Annotated in this window: 15 protein-coding genes; 13 read left to right on the top strand and 2 right to left on the bottom strand. The window is 34.5% G+C overall.

All coding sequences use genetic code 11. From position 1 onward, the window contains the following. Positions 1 to 3: 3 nt before the first annotated feature. The 9 genes from pdxY (at position 4) to adk (ending at position 8,222) form a co-directional block, all read left to right on the top strand. Complete coding sequence (pdxY, locus tag AC5LW9_RS00140) at positions 4 to 870, top strand: pyridoxal kinase PdxY (protein ID WP_493456100.1); 867 nt, start codon at positions 4 to 6, stop codon at positions 868 to 870. 58 nt (positions 871 to 928) lie between these two features. Further along, on the top strand, positions 929 to 1,363 hold the full coding sequence (locus tag AC5LW9_RS00135; protein WP_334320577.1) for a helix-turn-helix domain-containing protein: 435 nt from the start codon (positions 929 to 931) through the stop codon (positions 1,361 to 1,363). Between the two features lie 86 nt (positions 1,364 to 1,449). After that, positions 1,450 to 2,559 carry a flavodoxin-dependent (E)-4-hydroxy-3-methylbut-2-enyl-diphosphate synthase gene (ispG, locus tag AC5LW9_RS00130; RefSeq protein ID WP_065738298.1) on the top strand — a complete coding sequence of 370 codons (1,110 nt, stop codon included), beginning with the start codon at positions 1,450 to 1,452 and terminating at the stop codon, positions 2,557 to 2,559. Positions 2,560 to 2,582: 23 nt separating this feature from the next. Continuing rightward, entirely contained in the window at positions 2,583 to 3,860 is a 1,278-nt protein-coding gene (gene hisS / locus AC5LW9_RS00125) for a histidine--tRNA ligase (protein WP_334322843.1), read from the top strand. Positions 3,861 to 3,879: 19 nt separating this feature from the next. Continuing rightward, complete coding sequence (locus AC5LW9_RS00120; protein WP_198227575.1) at positions 3,880 to 4,593, top strand: YfgM family protein; 714 nt, start codon at positions 3,880 to 3,882, stop codon at positions 4,591 to 4,593. Between the two features lie 27 nt (positions 4,594 to 4,620). Beyond that, positions 4,621 to 5,793, top strand: a complete 1,173-nt coding sequence (bamB, locus tag AC5LW9_RS00115) for an outer membrane protein assembly factor BamB (protein ID WP_493456099.1) — start codon at positions 4,621 to 4,623, stop codon at positions 5,791 to 5,793. Positions 5,794 to 5,811: 18 nt separating this feature from the next. Next, complete coding sequence (gene der / locus AC5LW9_RS00110; protein WP_065603302.1) at positions 5,812 to 7,284, top strand: ribosome biogenesis GTPase Der; 1,473 nt, start codon at positions 5,812 to 5,814, stop codon at positions 7,282 to 7,284. A 3-nt stretch (positions 7,285 to 7,287) separates the two neighbouring features. Beyond that, entirely contained in the window at positions 7,288 to 7,539 is a 252-nt protein-coding gene (locus AC5LW9_RS00105) for a YfgJ family double zinc ribbon protein (protein ID WP_065603304.1), read from the top strand. Between the two features lie 38 nt (positions 7,540 to 7,577). Next, entirely contained in the window at positions 7,578 to 8,222 is a 645-nt protein-coding gene (adk, locus tag AC5LW9_RS00100; RefSeq protein WP_039128367.1) for an adenylate kinase, read from the top strand. Positions 8,223 to 8,284: 62 nt separating this feature from the next. Here the strand turns inward: adk and AC5LW9_RS00095 are convergent, their stop codons facing one another. Continuing rightward, positions 8,285 to 9,565 carry a bifunctional O-acetylhomoserine aminocarboxypropyltransferase/cysteine synthase gene (locus tag AC5LW9_RS00095; protein ID WP_493456098.1) on the bottom strand — a complete coding sequence of 427 codons (1,281 nt, stop codon included), beginning with the start codon at positions 9,563 to 9,565 and terminating at the stop codon, positions 8,285 to 8,287. Between the two features lie 65 nt (positions 9,566 to 9,630). Beyond that, positions 9,631 to 9,897, bottom strand: coding sequence for a DUF493 family protein YbeD (ybeD, locus tag AC5LW9_RS00090; protein ID WP_025314454.1), 267 nt, complete (start codon positions 9,895 to 9,897; stop codon positions 9,631 to 9,633). Positions 9,898 to 10,105: 208 nt separating this feature from the next. Between ybeD and gss the strand changes: the two genes are divergently transcribed. From gss to AC5LW9_RS00070, 4 genes are all read left to right on the top strand, one after another. Continuing rightward, on the top strand, positions 10,106 to 11,989 hold the full coding sequence (gene gss / locus AC5LW9_RS00085) for a bifunctional glutathionylspermidine amidase/synthase (protein ID WP_493456097.1): 1,884 nt from the start codon (positions 10,106 to 10,108) through the stop codon (positions 11,987 to 11,989). 276 nt (positions 11,990 to 12,265) lie between these two features. Further along, a complete protein-coding gene (locus AC5LW9_RS00080; RefSeq protein WP_493456096.1) occupies positions 12,266 to 13,777 on the top strand; it encodes an SrfA family protein in 1,512 nt (503 codons plus the stop codon). Positions 13,778 to 13,785: 8 nt separating this feature from the next. Then, positions 13,786 to 16,812 (top strand): virulence factor SrfB, encoded by a 3,027-nt coding sequence (locus AC5LW9_RS00075; protein ID WP_198227568.1) that lies wholly within the window; start codon positions 13,786 to 13,788, stop codon positions 16,810 to 16,812. Then, on the top strand, positions 16,809 to 19,484 hold the full coding sequence (locus AC5LW9_RS00070) for a putative virulence factor (RefSeq protein ID WP_493456095.1): 2,676 nt from the start codon (positions 16,809 to 16,811) through the stop codon (positions 19,482 to 19,484). Before AC5LW9_RS00075 ends, AC5LW9_RS00070 begins: the two co-directional genes overlap by 4 nt. Positions 19,485 to 19,524 lie beyond the last annotated feature (40 nt).

Raw genomic sequence — 19,524 nt, 5'->3', positions numbered from 1 at the left:
TCCATGAAAAGTATTTTATCGATTCAGTCACATGTGGTATTTGGTCATGCAGGAAATAGTGCAGCAGTGTTTCCTATGCGTCGAATAGGCGTAGATGTTTGGCCTCTAAATACAGTACAATTTTCTAATCATACTCAATATCATAAGTGGACTGGAACGGTAATGCCTGCATCTCATCTGATTGAGATTGTTGATGGAATTAATGCCATTGATGAATTAAGACGTTGCGATGCGGTACTAAGCGGTTATATGGGATCACCAGAACAAGGTGATGCCATTATTGAGATTGTTAAAAAAGTAAAAGCTGTTAATCCAGATGCTATTTATCTTTGTGACCCAGTGATGGGGCATCCTGAAAAAGGCTGCTTTGTTGCACCAGGTGTATCTGCATTTTTATGTAATACTGCATTACCTATGGCAGATATAATGGCACCCAATATACTTGAGCTTGAAGAACTTAACGGTAAACAACATATCAATAATGTTGATGAGGCTGTATTAGCTTGCAGAGCCATATGTGAAAAAGGACCAAAAGCTATTTTGGTTAAACATCTAAGCCGCGCAGGATATCATAATGATCGTTTTGAAATGTTACTTGTGACTCAAAATGAAGCATGGCACATAAGTAGACCGTTAGTTGATTTTGGTGTAAAACAACCGGTTGGTGTTGGTGATATGACCAGTGGATTATTTTTAGCTAATATTTTACTTGGAAAATCATTGGTAGAAGCTTTAGAACATACTACTGCTGCGGTGTATGCTGTTATGCTCGAAACTTTAAAACAAAATGAATATGAATTACAATTGGTTGCAGCACAAGATGAAATAGCAAAACCAACTCAGTGGTTTAGTGCGAAAAAAATTGATTAATTATCAAAATATGTAAAAATGAGATATCTTTCTGGATTATTATATACATGAGGGGATAATGGATAACATTTCATTGGGAGGAAAGCTTGCCTATTTAAGAGAGCAAATGGGATTCACTCAAGATGATATTGCCAATAAGATTCATGTCCGTAAAACGATAATTGATGACATTGAAAAAGAACAATTGATTCGGACTTCTTTTGTTTTTGTTAAAGGGTATATCCGTTCTTATGCTGAACTTGTAGGTTTACCCGCTGATGAATATCAACCTTATCTTGATGAGTTATCCCACCACTACCAATCCTATGAAATGAAAAATTATTCACAAAAATATAAAAAAAGACATGGAAAAAAAATATTTTTTATGATTTTTTTAGTTTTTTTATGCACATTAGGTGTTACCCTATATTATGTTAATAAAGAAAATAAAAGTAATCTTGTGGAAGTAAGTCACTATATTTCTCCATCACTATCTAAACATGTTAATAGTTAGCAAATTTTCTTATTCTCATACAGACTTTTGCTTTAAATCTTGTTAAGATTGCTGGCTAGTTATTTTGTAATATAATTAGGCATGTTATGAGTCATCAAGATTCACCTATTATTAGACGAGAATCTACCCAAATTTACGTCGGCAATGTTCCTATTGGTGGTGGGGCTCCAATTGCTGTTCAATCGATGACAAATACTCGTACAACAGATGTTGAAAAAACCGTAGCCCAAATTCAAGCTCTTGAACGTGTTGGCGTCGATATTGTTCGTGTCTCTATTCCCACAATGGATGCAGCAGAAGCTTTTAAATTTATTAAACAGCAAGCAAAAGTTCCACTTATTGCTGACATTCATTTTGATTATCGTATTGCTCTGAAAGTTGCTGAGTATGGAGTAGACTGTTTAAGGATAAATCCTGGTAATATAGGTAACGAATCAAGAATACGTGCGGTTGTTGATTGTGCTAAAGATAAAAATATTCCAATTCGCATTGGGGTTAATTCAGGCTCACTGGAAAAAGATATACAAGAAAAATATGGGGAGCCAACTCCGCAAGCAATTGTAGAGTCAGCTATGCGTCATGTTGATATACTTGACCGGCTTAATTTTGATCAGTTTAAAGTTAGTGTAAAAGCTTCTGATGTTTTTACAGCAGTTGATGCTTACCGATTGTTGGCTAAGCAAATTAAGCAGCCATTGCATTTAGGTATTACTGAAGCTGGTGGAGTTCGTAGTGGTGCTATTAAATCGGCTATAGGGTTGGGATTATTATTATCAGAAGGTATTGGTGATACCTTACGTGTATCATTAGCTGCTGACCCTACAGAAGAAGTGAAAGTTGGATTTGATATTCTAAAATCACTGCGTATACGGGCTCGAGGCATTAATTTTATTGCATGTCCTACATGCTCTCGTCAAGAATTTGATGTGATAAATACGGTAAATATATTGGAACAAAGATTAGAAGATATTATTACACCTATGGATGTCTCAATTATTGGTTGTGTGGTCAATGGCCCTGGTGAAGCATTAGCTTCAACTATGGGGGTTGCCGGCGGTCATAATAAAAGTGGCTTTTATGAAGATGGTGTGCGAATAGGTCGTATTGATAATGAGCAAATGATTGACGAATTAGAAGCTAAAATCCGTGCTAAAGCATTATTATTGAAAAATAAAATTTCAACAACTGAATTATAATTTTAAAAGAAAGTGAATAAAAAATGACAGATAAAAAAATTCAATCAATACGTGGAATGAACGATTTACTTCCAACAGAGAGTGCAAGTTGGCAACAGATTGAAAAAATCGTTAAAGGCGTATTAAATAGCTATGGTTATAACGAAATTAGAACACCTATTGTTGAAGATACTGCACTTTTTAAAAGAGCGGTAGGTGAAGTTACAGATATCGTTGAGAAAGAGATGTATACATTCAATGATCGTAATAATGAGAGCATTACTCTGCGTCCTGAAATTACAGCAGGTTGTGTTCGTGCCGGTATTGAACATGGTCTTTTTTATAACCAAGAGCAAAGACTTTGGTATTTAGGACCTGCTTTTCGTTACGAAAAACCGCAAAAAGGGCGTTATCGTCAATTTCATCAATTTGGTGTTGAAGTCTTTGGGCTTGAAGGACCAAATATTGATGCAGAACTTATTTTATTAACAGCTCGTTTTTGGAAAGCGCTGGGTATTGAACAGCATACTTCTCTTGAACTTAATTCAATTGGTTCTCTTGAGGCTCGAGCAAATTATCGTAATGCTTTAGTAAGCTTCCTTGAACAACACAAAGATAAATTGGATGAAGACTGTTTACGTAGAATGTATACTAATCCATTAAGAGTTCTTGACTCAAAAAATCCTGTTATACAAGATTTATTAGATAAAGCACCAAAATTATTTGATTATTTGGATGAAGAATCTAAAGAGCACTTTGATGGTTTGTGTCGCTTATTAGATAATGCTGGTATCAAATACAATATTAACCAACGGTTAGTTCGTGGATTAGATTACTATAATCGCACCGTTTTTGAATGGGTAACAAGCAGTTTAGGAGCGCAAGGTACCGTTTGTGGTGGTGGTCGTTATGATGGTCTTGTTAGCCAACTAGGAGGACAACCTACACCAGCTGTTGGTTTTGCTATGGGTGTTGAGCGTTTAGTTTTATTAGTTCAAGCAGTCAACCCGTCATTGAACTGTGATAATTCAATTGATATTTATATGATTTCGTCAGGTGATGAAAAGACAATCTCAGCAGCACAATGCATAGCAGAACAATTACGAGATGGATTACCTGAAAAACGCATTGTCACCAATTATGGTTCCAGTAATTTTAAGAAACAATTTGCCAAGGCTGATAAATTAGGTGCTAAAATAGCGGTTATTATTGGTGAAAATGAAATAGCAAACCAAACAGTAACCATTAAAAATTTACAAAACGGTGAACAAGTTGAAGTAGCGCAAACAAATATTATTCAAACTTGTTTGGCTATACTATAAAGGATAATAGGAGAAAAAAGTGAGTCATCAATTAACGCCTGAGGAACAATTTTCGGAGATTAAAGAATTTTTTGCAAAAACATGGAAAATAATGGTTGCAGTTATCATAATTGGTTTACTAGCTTTTTATGGATGGCGTTACTGGCAATCTTATAAAGTAGATAAGTCAATTGAGTCATCAGAGCGATATGAACAATTAATAGCGAAATTGGATAATAGTAACCCCGATTCTGTCAATGAATTAGTCGCCTTTGCTAAAAAGGACGACACTATTTATAGTGTATTTGCTAGTTTTAATGCAGCTAAATTTTATGTTGAAGTATTAAAAGATTATGCAGGCGCACAAGTTTTACTAACGGATTCTCTAAAGAAAACGGATGCAGAACCCATTAAAGCAATCGCATACATTCGAATAGCTCGTTTACAATATCAACAAGAGCAATATCAAGATAGTTTAACTTCATTAGGTAAGGTATCTGAAAAAAGTTGGATGACCATTGTAAATGATATTCGTGGTGATATATTTGTGAAAATGGCTCGTTATAGTGATGCTGTTGATGCATATAACCTTGCGTTGACTTCATCCTCAACTAATGAGTTAAAAACAAATATAAAAATGAAATTAAATGAAGCACAATACTTAAAAGCTAAACAGGAAGAACAAGCATTAAAAGATAAGGCAGAACAAGAGTCACAAGCGAACAAAGCAGCAACAGAAGAAAGTAAAAATTAATTTATCCTGCTATAAGGGTCATATAATATGAAGTTAACAAAATATTTTTTTACCAGTGTTTTAATTTGCTCACTTGCAGGATGTTCCTTATTTGGTGGTGAAGAAGAGATTGTACAGATTTCACCTTCACCAACAGTGAAAAGCCAATTTCCTATTCAGCAAATATGGCGAAATAGTACATCGGGAAATACGCAAATTTACTCATTATTAGGTCCAGCTAGTTATGATAATACTGTTTATGTTGCTAGTCGCAGTGGACAGGTTAAAGCGATTGATTTATTAAGTGGTAATACTATATGGGATGTAAATTTATCCCAAAGCACATTTTTTAGTAGCAAAACAGCTTTGTTTTCTGGTGGAGTAAGCGTTGATGACAAATATGTTTACATTGGAAGTGAACGGGCAGTTGTTTATGCCTTAGATCGTAGTAATGGTAAAGTTGTTTGGGAAAAAAAAGTAAACGGTGAAGTACTTGCTCGACCTGTATCTTCTCAGGATAAATTGATTATTCATACTGCTAATGGCATATTACAAGGACTAAACCGTAATACAGGTGAAGAGCTATGGGATGTAACACTTGATACTCCTTCTTTGTCGTTAAGAGGCAATTCAACACCAACTGTCGTTCATGGTGCAGCAATTGTGGGGGACGATAATGGGCGAGTAAATGCTTACTATATCAAAGATGGACAACTCATTTGGCAACAACGTATTTCTCAACCGACAGGTTCAACTGAAATAGCAAAATTGAACGATGTCGATTCTACGCCTATTGTTGAAGGAAATTTGGTTTATTCTGTTGGTTATAATGGATATGTTGCAGCATTGGATCTAAGTAATGGTCAAGTTGTTTGGCGTAAGCAATTAGGTTCAACTCACAGTTTTGCTGTCGATTCCCAACAGATATTCGTTGTTGATCAGGATGATAATGTTCAAGCTATCACTAAAAAAGGTGGCGCACTGGATTGGACTCAATCAGCCCTTTTACATCGTCAATTAACCGATCCAGTTGTTTACCAAGATTATATTATTGTAGGTGACTTTGAAGGTTATTTGTATTTTCTAAATAAAGATAGCGGCGAAATCGTTGCTAAAACACAAGTAAGTAGTAGTGGTTTAATATCGCGACCATTAATAGTAGACAATAAAATAATTGTCCAAGCTAAAAATGGTGATATTTATGCGTTTACAAAAAATTAAGGTAAATAGAGAATATACATGGTACCAGTTATAGCACTAGTTGGTCGTCCAAACGTTGGAAAGTCGACTTTATTTAATCGGTTAACTCGAACTAGAGACGCATTAGTTGCTGATTTTCCCGGATTAACTCGTGATCGCAAATATGGACGAGCCGAAATTAAAGGACATGAATATATCGTCATTGATACTGGCGGTATTGATGGAACTGAAGATGGGGTTGAAAGCTTTATGGCAGAACAATCCCTACAAGCAATTGAAGAAGCAGATATTGTTCTTTTCTTAGTAGATGCTAGAGCAGGTGCTATGCCTGCTGATCATGCTATCGCTAAACACTTGCGTTCCCGGCAGAAAGCTACATTTTTAGTGGCTAATAAAATTGATGGTATTGATGTTGATATTGCTATTTCTGATTTTTATGGGCTAGGATTAGGTGAGATTCATTCAATTGCTGCTAGTCATGGTCGAGGAGTAAGTTCATTAATTGAGACTGTTTTAGATCCTATTTTTCAATTCGAAGATGAACAGCAAAATAATTTTGTTAACGATGAATCATCTAACGATTTGCCCGAGTCATATGATGATCTTGTCCTTGATGATGATACTCAATCACTGATAAATCAACCTATCAAGGTTGCTATTGTTGGTCGTCCAAATGTTGGTAAGTCAACACTAACTAATCGTATATTAGGTGAAGAGCGTGTTGTTGTATATGATATGCCGGGAACAACGCGAGATAGCATTTATATACCAATGACACGTGATGAACGTGAATACGTCTTAATTGATACCGCAGGTGTTCGTAAAAGAGGTAAAGTAACCGAAACCGTTGAAAAATTTTCTGTCATTAAAACATTACAAGCAATTGAAGATGCAAATGTTGTGATTTTAGTTATTGATGCCAGAGAAGGAGTGTCAGATCAAGATTTATCATTACTTGGTTTTATTATAAATAGTGGTCGCTCACTTGTAATAGCTGTTAATAAATGGGATGGTTTATCACAAGACATCAAAGAACAAGTCAAGACGACTCTTGATGATCGGCTTGATTTTATTGATTTTGCTCGAGTACATTTTATTTCTGCTTTACATGGTAGTGGAGTTGGTAATTTATTTGATTCCATTCAAGAAGCTTATGATTGTGCAACGCGTCGTGTAAATACGGCACTACTAACAAAAATAATGCAAATGGCACAAGATGATCACCAACCTCCTTTAGTGTGTGGTCGTCGAGTAAAATTAAAATATGCACATGCTGGTGGCTATAATCCACCAATTGTTGTTATTCATGGTAATCAAGTTGAAGATTTACCTGACTCTTATAAGCGTTATTTAATGAACTATTTTAGACGTTCATTAAAAATTATGGGTTCGCCAATTCGAATACAATTCAAAGAAGGAGCTAACCCATTTGAAGGTCGAAAAAATAGCTTAACAGCATCACAGCAACGTAAACGTCGCCGGTTGATGAAACATGTTCGAGGTCGAAAATAAATTATGCCCAAAAAAATAGCAGTTAATCATGGACAAGAAGGCATTTGCCCGAACTGTAATGAAAAAATGAGTAGTGTTTCTCCTCAACATTTTAGTTGTTCTAAATGCCAACAACATTACATTGAACAATATATATGTCCAATTTGCCAACATAGTGCGCAAATGATTAAAGGCTGCGGCTCGATCAATTATATTTGTCAAACAGATGGTTTAATATCAAGTAGTAAAGTGATATTTCATTATTTACCAGAATAGAAAAAACTATTTATATTAAAGTTATAAGAGGTTATTTAATGCGAATTATATTATTAGGTGCACCTGGGGCAGGAAAGGGAACCCAAGCACAATTTATTATGCAAAAGTATGGTATCCCACAAATCTCAACTGGGGATATGTTACGTGCCGCAGTAAAAGCAGGTAGTCCATTAGGTTTACAAGCAAAATCACTTATGGATGCAGGAAAACTTGTTACTGATGAGCTGGTAATAGCACTAGTTAAAGAACGTATTGCACAAAGTGATTGCTCTAATGGTTTTTTATTAGATGGTTTTCCTCGTACAGTGCCACAAGCTGATGCAATGAAAGCTGCTGGTATTAATGTTGATTATGTACTTGAGTTTGATGTGCCTGATGAAGTGATTATTGATCGTATGAGTGGACGACGAATCCATGCTGCTTCTGGTCGTGTTTATCATATACGTCATAATCCACCAAAAGTTGAAAATATTGATGATGTTACTGGCGAATCGCTAACTATTCGCAAAGATGATAGCGAAGAAATTGTTCGTAAGCGTCTTGTTGAATATCATGATTTAACTAAACCTTTGATTAGTTATTATCAACATGAAGCTAAAGAAGGTCGTACACAGTATTTCCGTATTGATGGAACCCAGCCGGTTGCTGATGTTACAAAAGAATTAGCTAAAATCTTAGGCTAATTGATTTTAGTAAAAGAGTCAGATAGTTTTTAGCTATCTGACTTTTTTTATAGCATAATAGGTCAATTCGAAGCAGCTGTAAGGGCTTGCTCTAGATCAGCAATAATATCATCAATATGTTCAATACCAATTGATAAGCGAATCATTTCTTGACTGACTCCTGCTTTTTGCAGCTCTTCATTATTAAGTTGTCTATGTGTTGTGGTGGCAGGATGGCAAGCTAGTGAACGAGTATCGCCGATATTGACTAACCGAATTATCAGTTTTAATGCGTCAATAAATTTAGCTCCTGCTTGCTTACCTCCTTTTATACCAAACGATAAAATACCAGCTGGTAAACCATTATCCATCTGTTTTATGGCTAATTGGTGTTCTGGATGATTTGATAAACCAGCATAATTTACCCAGCTAACTTGGGGATGAGCTTCTAAATATTGGGCAACTTTTAGGGTATTTTGGCAGTGACATTCAACTCTTAAAGATAATGTTTCGAGTCCTTGTAATAGTAAAAAAGTATTAAATGGAGATAATGCTGCGCCCATATTACGCAATGGGATAACACGACAGCGAGCTATATAAGCAGCAGTATCAAATGTTTCAGTATATGAAACGCCATGATAAGATGGGTCTGGTTGATTTAACATTGGATATTTATCCGCATGATCTTTCCAAGGAAATTTACCTGAATCAACAATCATTCCACCTAAACTATTGCCGTGTCCACCAATATATTTAGTGAGGGAATGAATGACTATATCTGCTCCAAATTCAAACGGTCGGCAAAGTGCAGGGCTCGCAACAGTATTATCGACAATCAAAACGATACCATGACGATGAGCAATATCCGCTAATGCCGCAATATCAACAATATTGCCAGCGGGATTACCTATACTTTCACAATAGATGGCTTTAGTTTTGTTATCTATCTGTTTTTCAATAGCGACAAGATCATCGTGAGGAGCAAACTTAGTTGTAATACCAAAGTTAGGTAATGTATGAGCAAATAAATTATACGTTCCACCATAAAGCTTAGAAACTGAAACGATATTTTCACCAGTAAAAGTAATTGCTTGAATTGCATAAGTAATGGCAGCCATACCTGATGCTACAGCTAAGGCTCCAACTCCGCCTTCAAGGGCCGCAACTCTTGCTTCAAGTACTGCATTAGTTGGATTTGTAATTCTTGTATAAATATTTCCAGGCACTTTCAAATCAAAAAGATCTGCGCCATGTTGTGTGTCATCAAAAGAATAAGAAGTGGTTTGATAAATAGGTACAGCAACAGCGTGGGTTGTTAATTCGGGTGTATAGCCAGTATGGATGGCAATGGTTTCTGGTTTCATATTAGAGCCTCATTATTGCAATATGAGACTCTATTTTGCGAAATAATATTAAAAAAAGCAATCAATTATAAAACCATTCTTACAATATCAATTTCACCTAATTCTTTATAAAGATTTTCAATTTGGTCAATATGTGTTGCATTAATCGTAATCGATACAGAATGATAATTACCTTTACTACTTGGTTTGATAGATGGAGTATAATCACCAGGTGCATGACGTTGAATTACGGATACAACTTTGTCAACCAACTCTGGTTTTGCTTCTCCCATCACTTTATAGGTGAATGAACAAGGGAACTCTAATAGTTCATTTAATTTTGTTTGTTGCATAATTTTATACTTCTCATTTTATTAGTTCATTTTATTGGTATGACTACCAAGAATAACGAATATATATAGGCAGTTTATACTTCTTCAAGTAATATGAAATATAAACATCGCTTTTTAAAGCTTATAATTTGATCTATGATAGGAAAATTCTAACACAGCTTGATAAATCTATCTTGCATTTTGTTCATAAATATAAGGTTAATACAGCATGTCATCTTTGTCTAATAACAAAGAATCTTTTGGTACATTATTAGGTTATGCGCCAGGAGGCGTTGCAATTTATTCATCTGATTATGAAACATTAGATTCCAACCTTTACCCTAATGATGCCTCATTTCGCAGTTATTCTGGTCATGAATATATGGGATATAAATGGCAATGTGTCGAATTTGCTAGGCGATTTTTATTTTTAAATCACGGTATTGTATTTACCGATGTAGGTATGGCGCATGAGATATTCTCGTTACGATTTTTAAGGCATGTTATTAATGAAGCGATTTTACCTTTACAAGCATTTGCCAATGGCAGTAAACGTGCACCTGAAGCAGGTGCATTATTAGTTTGGGATGATGGAGGATTTTTTGATCGTACCGGTCATGTCGCTATTATTACCGAAGTATTTGAAGATAAAATTCGGATCGCTGAGCAAAACGTAAGACATACACGTTTGCCTATTGGTCAGCAATGGACTCGTGAGCTTACTATGACAAGGATAGATGGCGGTTATCAGTTACATGACACGTTTGATGATACAACGATTCTTGGTTGGATGATTCAAACAGATAATACAGAACATAGTTTGCCACAACCTAATGTACCTAATCCGTTGTTAGCGATCCACAGTGCTCATATTGAAAATGAAAGCCAATTTGATAAAAAGTGGCTAAATGAATTAGATACGCTCGAAAATGCCTATGTATCAGCCACAGGGCATGCAATCAGCCATGACGATCAATATCGTTATTTCACCATTTCAGAAAGCGCGGAACAAGAGTTAATTCGTGCAACCAATGAATTACATTTAATGTATTTACATGCTACAGATAAAGTATTAAAAGATGATAACTTATTAATTAATTTTAATATACCAGAAATATTATGGCCAAGGCTTAGACTCTCATGGCAACAGCGTCGCTATCAAATGATCACAGGACGATTAGATTTTTGCATGGATGAACGAGGTTTTAAAGTTTACGAATATAACGCTGATTCAGCTTCTTGCCATACTGAAGCCGGACACATTCTTGATAAATGGGCAATTCAAGCAGGATTAAATGTGGGTGTCAATCCAAGTAGTGGTTTACTCAATTCTTTGGCTAATTGTTGGACACATAGCGATGCACAAGCTTTTGTTCATATCATGCAAGATAACGATAGTGAAGAAAATTATCATGCATTGTTTATGCAAACAGCCCTTACACAAGCAGGATTTAGTAGCAAGATTCTACGTGGACTTAATGGGCTAAAATGGGATAAGCGAGGTCGATTAGTAGATGATGAAGATCGACAAGTCACATGTGTTTGGAAAACATGGGCATGGGAAACCGTTCTAGAGCAACTACGAGAAGAAAGTGAAGCTCATATTGCCGGCTTACCAATTCGCACTTGGCATCCTGAAAATGCTGTGAGATTAATTGATGTGCTTTTACGACCTGAAGTTTCAGTTTTTGAACCTTTATGGACGGTTATTCCAAGTAATAAAGCTATTTTACCCGTTTTGTGGTCTTTATTCCCTAATCACCGTTATTTATTAGAATCAACGTTTGAACTTAATGACAGCTTAATTAAAAAAGGTTATGCCATAAAACCTGTTGCAGGTCGTCGGGGAAGTGATATTCAATTAGTTAGCAGTCAAGAACAGATTCTTGATAAAACAGTAGGACAGTTTGCTAAGCAAGAAAACATTTATCAAGAACTCTGGTGTTTGCCAAAGGTTGATGATCGTTATCTACAATTATGTACTTTTACTGTAGGTGGACATTATGGCGGGGCATGTTTACGTTCTGATCCCTCTTTGGTTATAAGAGGTGAAAGTGATATGCAACCATTACGTGTTTTAACTGATGAGGAGTTTTTAAAACAATTACAATAAAGAGCTTTTGTAAAAAAGTTTCAGGTTATGCATACGTTTCAGTATAAGATTGAAAGGGAATCACTCTATTAAGTGGTGTTATTATGATTTTTGTTGTATTAATACTTATTAATGTATTATTTTTTGTAATAAATATATAAAGCTTTAATTAACATTCAAATATAAAAGACATAATATCGGTGAGTTTAACAATTACAATAATAAATTTTTTTGTTAAAATTAATACAATTATATAAAAATAATAACAATATAAATACAATTAATAAGAAGGAATATATGGTAAATACTTTACTGCGAAGTAGTGATATAAAAGATTTCAAAATGCTAGGGCACGACGGTAAAGCCGCTTATTTAGTCGCTGCCCAAATTCGTGAAATGTTTAGAGTAAAGTTAGGTAAACAATATGCTGATTATTTAGCTATTCCACAACGCAATGATCAAGGTAATATTATTGATTGGTATATTCCTTTTGATTCAACTCAATCTGATGGACAGTATGATATTGTTCCTTGGACCTCTGCCAGTGAATCAGAGCAAGAAGAAGCATTGATTTTACTCAAAGAATTCGAAAACAAAGTTATCAATTTGGGTAAACAACTTGCAAGCAATCCAAATTTAGCGGGTGATCAATTACTTTTTAGCCGTCTGATTTATGATCCAAAAAATAATATTGATAGCACTGAACCAAATTTGATGGCAATACGTTTTCCTAGTAATCAATTTGTTTATATTGTTAACGGTAAACCAGTGATTACCTTTTGGGGATTTGTTTATCCACAAACGCCGCAAAATAATTCACCATTTAATTGTTTGAAATCTATACAACAACCAATCCCTTTAGCATCAACAGTAACTGAATCTGAGATAATTAAAAAACCATGGTGGAAACGTTGGTGGGCGTGGTTGCTTGGTTTGTTGCTTTTATTATTGCTATTATTTGCAATATTTTTGTTACGAGGCTGTCGACAAAATTCGGATGTTTCGATTAATCATGAAATAGCAAAGGAAAATAATATTAATCAACTTTTACCAGCAGATGAAAAACAAGATGTAAAAGAAGTAAAAACGAAAGATCAAGTAATTGATAGACAAATTAATGTTATTAATGGCATCAAAAACAGTTCAAAAAATTTAGTTGATGCTAATGGTGTGCCTATTAACACTGAAGTTCAAGGAGATACTCTTAATACTGTTGATCCAAACGCAATACCTAATAATGTTGAAAATAATGGTGATATTAATCAAATTCCAGACGCTTTAAATAGTAATGATGACAAAGTAGGTGATCCTAATTTAGTTGAAGCCGATAAAAAAGATAATTTGGATGGCACAAAAGATGAAAACAATAAAGGTCAAATACCTGAAGAATCAAATAAAGATAATAATTCTGACACTAATGTGAATCCAGATAAGGTAGATAACTTAACGTTATCTCCAGATCAAATAAAGCAAGGCTCTACTAAATTTTTGGATGGGCAATGGTCTGTTAGTGGAGGAATTCAAGATAAGGCTACCGGTAAACCATTACAATTGAGCTATGAACTTAAGGATGGAAATGGCCAAGTTACTATTACTCGTAGTGATGGTGTTAAATGCGTTGGTCAAGTTGATAGTGGTATTCAAAATGCTAATTTAAGTATTGGTGGTAATAACCAAGCTATCTGTAGTGATAATAGCAAATATCAATTACCTAAGATTCAGTGTAAATCAGGCAACAATAATCAAGCTGATTGCCAGGGAATTTATGATAACGGAACTTCGTTCCCAATTACGATGAAAAAACAATAAGGTTGTATATGCTTCCAGAAACACGCAACTATGGTCAAGAAGTTACACTGATAATGAATAGTGGAATTCAATTTCTTGATTTTGCACTAAAAATAGATTGGAAAGATAATCAATGGCGCAGTAAAATTAATGGTAGTTTTATTGATCCTTCTGAAAGTGGGGCGCTAGTTAGATTAATTGAAGATAGTAATAATGGTAAATTTTTTGTACCAGATAATCTCTCTTTTGCTGTAACCCCTACACAAGAGATTAGTGTTGACCAATCATTAAAATTGTATGATGGTATTTGGTTGCCTGTTCCTGTTTTGAGATCAATACCGCCTGAAAGATTTGATAAAGGACCTCATAACTGGAGTCGTGTAAGGATTGTTAGCATTCCAGAAGGAGAAGATCCTGATGGCAATACACACCGTATAACTTTTGCATTTGATACTAAAATCTTTGCAAACATGCAAGACGTTGTTTACTTAGCACCTACTGAAAATGATGTAAAAACAGGTTCCGTATTCAGTTTGGCACATCGTTCAGATCAGGTTTCTTGGTATCTAGAACTAAAATGGATAACAAGTTGGTTAATTGACTTGTTCCAAGAATTGGCTCCTCAGCCTGAACGGCTAAAAATACACAAAGATGATATTGAATTACAAATAAGTAATAAAGCTTATTATGGTCATTATCTGAACATTCTTAATTTGCTTGCAGATTCAATACAGCTACCAACAATCAAAATAGTATCAAACGATAAAAATGATGTTGTCAAATCAATTCCTGTCGATATGATTCTTGATGTTGGAAACAGTCGAACTTGCGGGATCTTAATCGAGGATCATATTCAAGATAAAGATAGTTTAAATCATCGTTATGAACTTGAAATTCGAGATCTTACCCAACCAGAACATATTTACAATGAACCTTTTGAAAGTCGAGTTGAATTTGCTCAAACTTTCTTTGGTAAGGAACATTTTTCTTTACAAAGTGGAAGGCGAGATACTTTTCGCTGGCCAAGTATCGTACGGGTAGGTAAAGAGGCTAGCCGTCTTGCAAGCCGACGTGAAGGTAATGAGGGAGCAACAGGACTTTCAAGTCCAAAACGTTATTTATGGGATAAAGATAAATATGAACAAGGTTGGCGCTTTAATTCTCATTATGTAAAAAGTGATCATGAACCGTTTGCGACAGCGGAACCCTTTTCAAGTTTAATTAATGAATATGGTGAAGCACTACACATTTTAAGTAATGATATTGAAGAAGAATATGACCGCAAAATGCCAGTGTTCCATCCAAAATACTCGCGTAGTTCATTAATGACATTCATGCTATGTGAAGTTTTAATGCATGCTTTAATGCAAATAAATAGTGTTGCTCAACGTAATAAACTTGAACATGCTAAAACTCCCCGTAATTTGCGTTCTATCATTTTAACTATTCCACCAGCAATGCCTAAACCTGAACAGGCAATTTTTAAAAGTTGTGTTTATCAAGCTATAGGACTTGTTTGGAAAAGTCTTGGTTGGGATAATTCAGATAGTAATATTGATTTTAGTAACAGTGATCAATTAAATAGTATTTGGCCAAATATTCCTGAAGTTTATATTCAATGGGATGAAGCAACCTGCGGTCAAATTGTTTATCTGTTTAACGAAACACAAAATAATTATAATGGACGCAGTGAAGAATTTATTGCATCAATAGTTCGTCCTGATAAAGTTAATAAGAAAAAACTAACAATCGCAACAGTTGATATTGGCGGTGGTACAACTGACCTAGTTATTAATGACTACGAGCTTGATTATGGTAGCAGTAAGCAAACAAATGGTAGTAATACTTATATTGTTCCTATTCAACGTTTTCGTGATGGATTTAAAGTTGCAGGGGATGATATTTTACTTGATATCATTCAAGATGTTGTATTGACCTCATTAACCAATGGTTTAAAGAAAGCAGGTTTAACTGATCCAAATCCAATTTTATCAACGATTATTGGTTCACAGCAACTTTCTATTCAAGACGCTGTATTACGCCAACAGATCAACTTACAGTTATTTACGCCAATTGGATTACAAGTGTTAAAGCAATATGAGCTTTACGATCCACTTCATGCAGATCAACATGTGTATAACACAACTTTCAGTGAGTTACTACAGCATACATCTATGACTGATCATGTTTTGAATTTTATTAATGAACCGATTAGACGAGCTTTAAATAATCCAATATTTTCAGTGCTTGATCTCAGTATAGAGATTAATTTGAAACGTATTCATTACTTATTCATTCGTGGTGATTATTATAATATCTGTAAGACATTTGATGCATTATCTGAAATTATCAGTTGTTATCAATGTGACGTATTGTTGCTAACGGGTCGTCCATCACGCCTACCTGGCGTTCAAAGTTATTTTCGTTCACGCTTATCAATACCTTCAGGAAGAGTTTTACCATTACATGGCTATTATACGGGAGGGTGGTATCCGTTTCATAAACAAGAACGAATTGATGATCCAAAAACCACAGCAGCTGTTGGGGCAATGCTCTGTTTTTTAAGTAAGAATTTAAGACTATCTAATTTTTATTTTAGATCATCAAATATCGATTTATATTCAACGGTTAAATACATTGGTCTGCTTGATAATTTAAATATGATAAAAGATGAAAATATTTATTATCGAGATATTGATTTAGATGATCCTGATTATGATTTTCCTGATATCTCATTTGAGATCCGAGGGACAACCAGACTCGGCTTTAAACAATTAGAAATTGATCGTTGGCCTGCATCACCAATTTATATCTTAACGATTGAAAATAGCGATGTTGCCAAAAGGCTCAGTGCGGAAGGTGTAGTTTTAGAAGTAACATTAGGAATAAAAAACCAACAAAAAACGGTTGAGAATTTCTATATTAAAGATGTTAAAGCTTCAGATGGACGTGCCTGCAACAAAACTAAGGATATAAAGCTAAATTTAAATACAATGGTAAATTCAGGTTTAATTAGCACACAATATTGGCTTGATAGTGGAATAATAAAGCGATGAAAAATTTAAACGAACAACTACCTAAATCCTGGGAACAGGTTTATCAAGCATCTGCAAAGGCCATTGAATGGGTGGATCAAACGCGTAACTCATCTAAACGTCTGAATAATGAAGCTGATAGTTTAATTCTCGATCTTCGTCGTCTTCGTAATAGTGCAAAAAAGTTAGGTGATGTATCAAATAAATCTGTTGCAGTTGGTTTTTTTGGTTTATCGCAGGCAGGAAAATCTTATCTAATTTCAGCATTGGCAGCAGGTCAAAATGGTAAACTTGAAACTGTTGTTGATAATGAAATTTTAGATTTTATCGATCATGTTAATCCTGTCGGTAGTGGTAAAGAGGCAACGGGTCTAGTGACTCGTTTTAGCCGAATAGCTAAAGGAGGTATTGCAAATTATCCTTTAGAACTAAAACTCTTTCAAGAAATTGAAATTGTTAAAATTTTAATTAATGCTTATTTTAAAGATTTTGATCAACAAAGAATTAGTAATAAAATCGAATTTTCCTCATTAAATCAGCTGATTCAAAATATTGAAAGTAAAAAACAAGATGAATATACAGGTGGTATTACTGAAGATGATATTGTTGATCTATATGATTATCTAACTGAAAATTTTGGTAATTCGCTTGAAGGATTAAAAGGTGGTTATTGGGAAAAAGCGATGTATTTGCTACCGTATCTTAAAACTTCTGAACGTAGTGCACTTTTTTCAGTTTTATGGGGCGGTATCAGTGAAATTACGGCTGTTTATATACAATTAGCGACAACATTAGCTAGCTTAAATTATGTTAGTACAGTATATGCACCAATTTCAGTATTAGTTAAAGATAATAATGGTACTAAGTCGCAAATTGACAGTATTATGAATGTCGACATCCTTGAACGATTAAATACTGACCGAGACTCATCAGTAACTATTACTCCTCAAAATGGTGTACCAACCTCGATTTCTCTGGCTCAACTTGCTTTTTTAACCGCTGAATTAACTTTTCCATTAGTAAATCAAACGCGTGTGCCTACGTTTGAAAAAGTTGATTTGCTTGATTTCCCAGGATATCGGGGACGATTAAATTTAACTTCTATTTCAGATGTTAAAGAAGGTAATCCTATTGCTCAACTTTTATTACGGGGTAAAGTTGCTTATCTTTTCGAAAAATACACTGATAATCAAGAAATGAATGTTCTTGTAGTTTGTACTCCATCAGATAAACAATCTGATGTTAACGATGTTGGTCCCGTTCTTGAACGTTGGATAGATAAGACCCAAGGAGAGTCAGCAGAAAAAAGAGCGACTAAAAAAGCTGGACTATTATGGGCTATTACTATGTTCGATAAACGTATTAGCAACTCACTAACTTTATCAGAAGATAATCTTAAAAATAGTTGGGGTAAAGGTGGATTACTACAACAAACCATTTTAGAACGTTTTGGTAACTATGATTGGTTAACAAATTGGTTTAATGAACATAAATTCAACAATGTTTTTTTAGTACGAAAACCAGGTTTTGATGTACCATTTTTAAATACTGATGCAGAGACAAAACTTGAATTATCTTACAACGATACTTATCAGGAAAAAATGCAAATTTTAAAAAATACATTTGTTGAAGATCCTGATATCAAAGAGTATGTTAACGATCCAGATCAGGCATGGGATGCCATGTTAAAATTGAATGATGGTGGTATCGGAAGAATTAGCCAATATTTAGAGCAAGTTGCTATCACTGAAATGAAACAACAACGCATTGTTGAACAACTCAATGAAAAAATTGATTATATTATTAATATGCGTTTTGATACTTGGTATCAGGCAGATAATGATGAAGAACTTGGTAAGAAAAAACAGATTATCGCTGATGTCGTTAAAGAACTACAGGGAAAAGCCTTATTACTGGGTGAACTACTTAAAGTATTAGAACTACCTGAACAAACCATTCGTGCGCTTTATCATACTAGTGAAACAAGTACTGATACATCTAAAAACGAAGCTCATGATGATATGGGTAATGATATATCAACCGATTTTGGATTGAATACCGATTTTGAATTATTTTCCGATGATAATTTCTCATCTAATGTAAAACCAGTAACCATTTTACCTACTGAATGTAAATTGGCTAAAACAATATTTACTACATGGCTAGAGTATTTAAGAAATATTGTTTTAGATAAACATATTTTACAATTTTTTGGTTTGGAGCAAAAATCACTATCTTTTATTGTCGAAGAGCTTATTACTGCAGCAAATCGTCTAAAAATTGAAGCAAGTTTAACTGAACGAATATTGCAAAATGAAAATACAGGTAGTAAACGCGATGATTTAGAGTCTAGACAAGTGAGCACTATACATACTTTATTAGCAGACTTCATTGCATGGCTCGGTTTTGTTCAAGGACAATCTATTGAAATACCAATGAGCCGAGTCAATCAAGGTAAACCAATATTTTCTTCACCATTGAGCCAATTTTCAAGTCAATTATCACATCCACTACCAGTACTTGATGATAAGACTAAAAATTATTCTCAATTTGCTATATTTGATTGGTTTATTGCATTTGCTATGCTTACTCAAGAAAATGTTGGGCATCATGCTGGGCGTGAAATAAGTCAAGAACAAAACTCTCGACTCGGTGAGATTTTAATGTTCTTTAAACAATCACAAATAAAATAGTTATTTTAAATAAATTAAGTGACAATCATTTTATCGTCAT

This window comes from Gilliamella sp. LMG 34360 (assembly GCF_984568995.1).
Note: the sequence above shows the minus strand (reverse complement) of the source record. Positions and strands in the feature narration are given on the sequence as shown.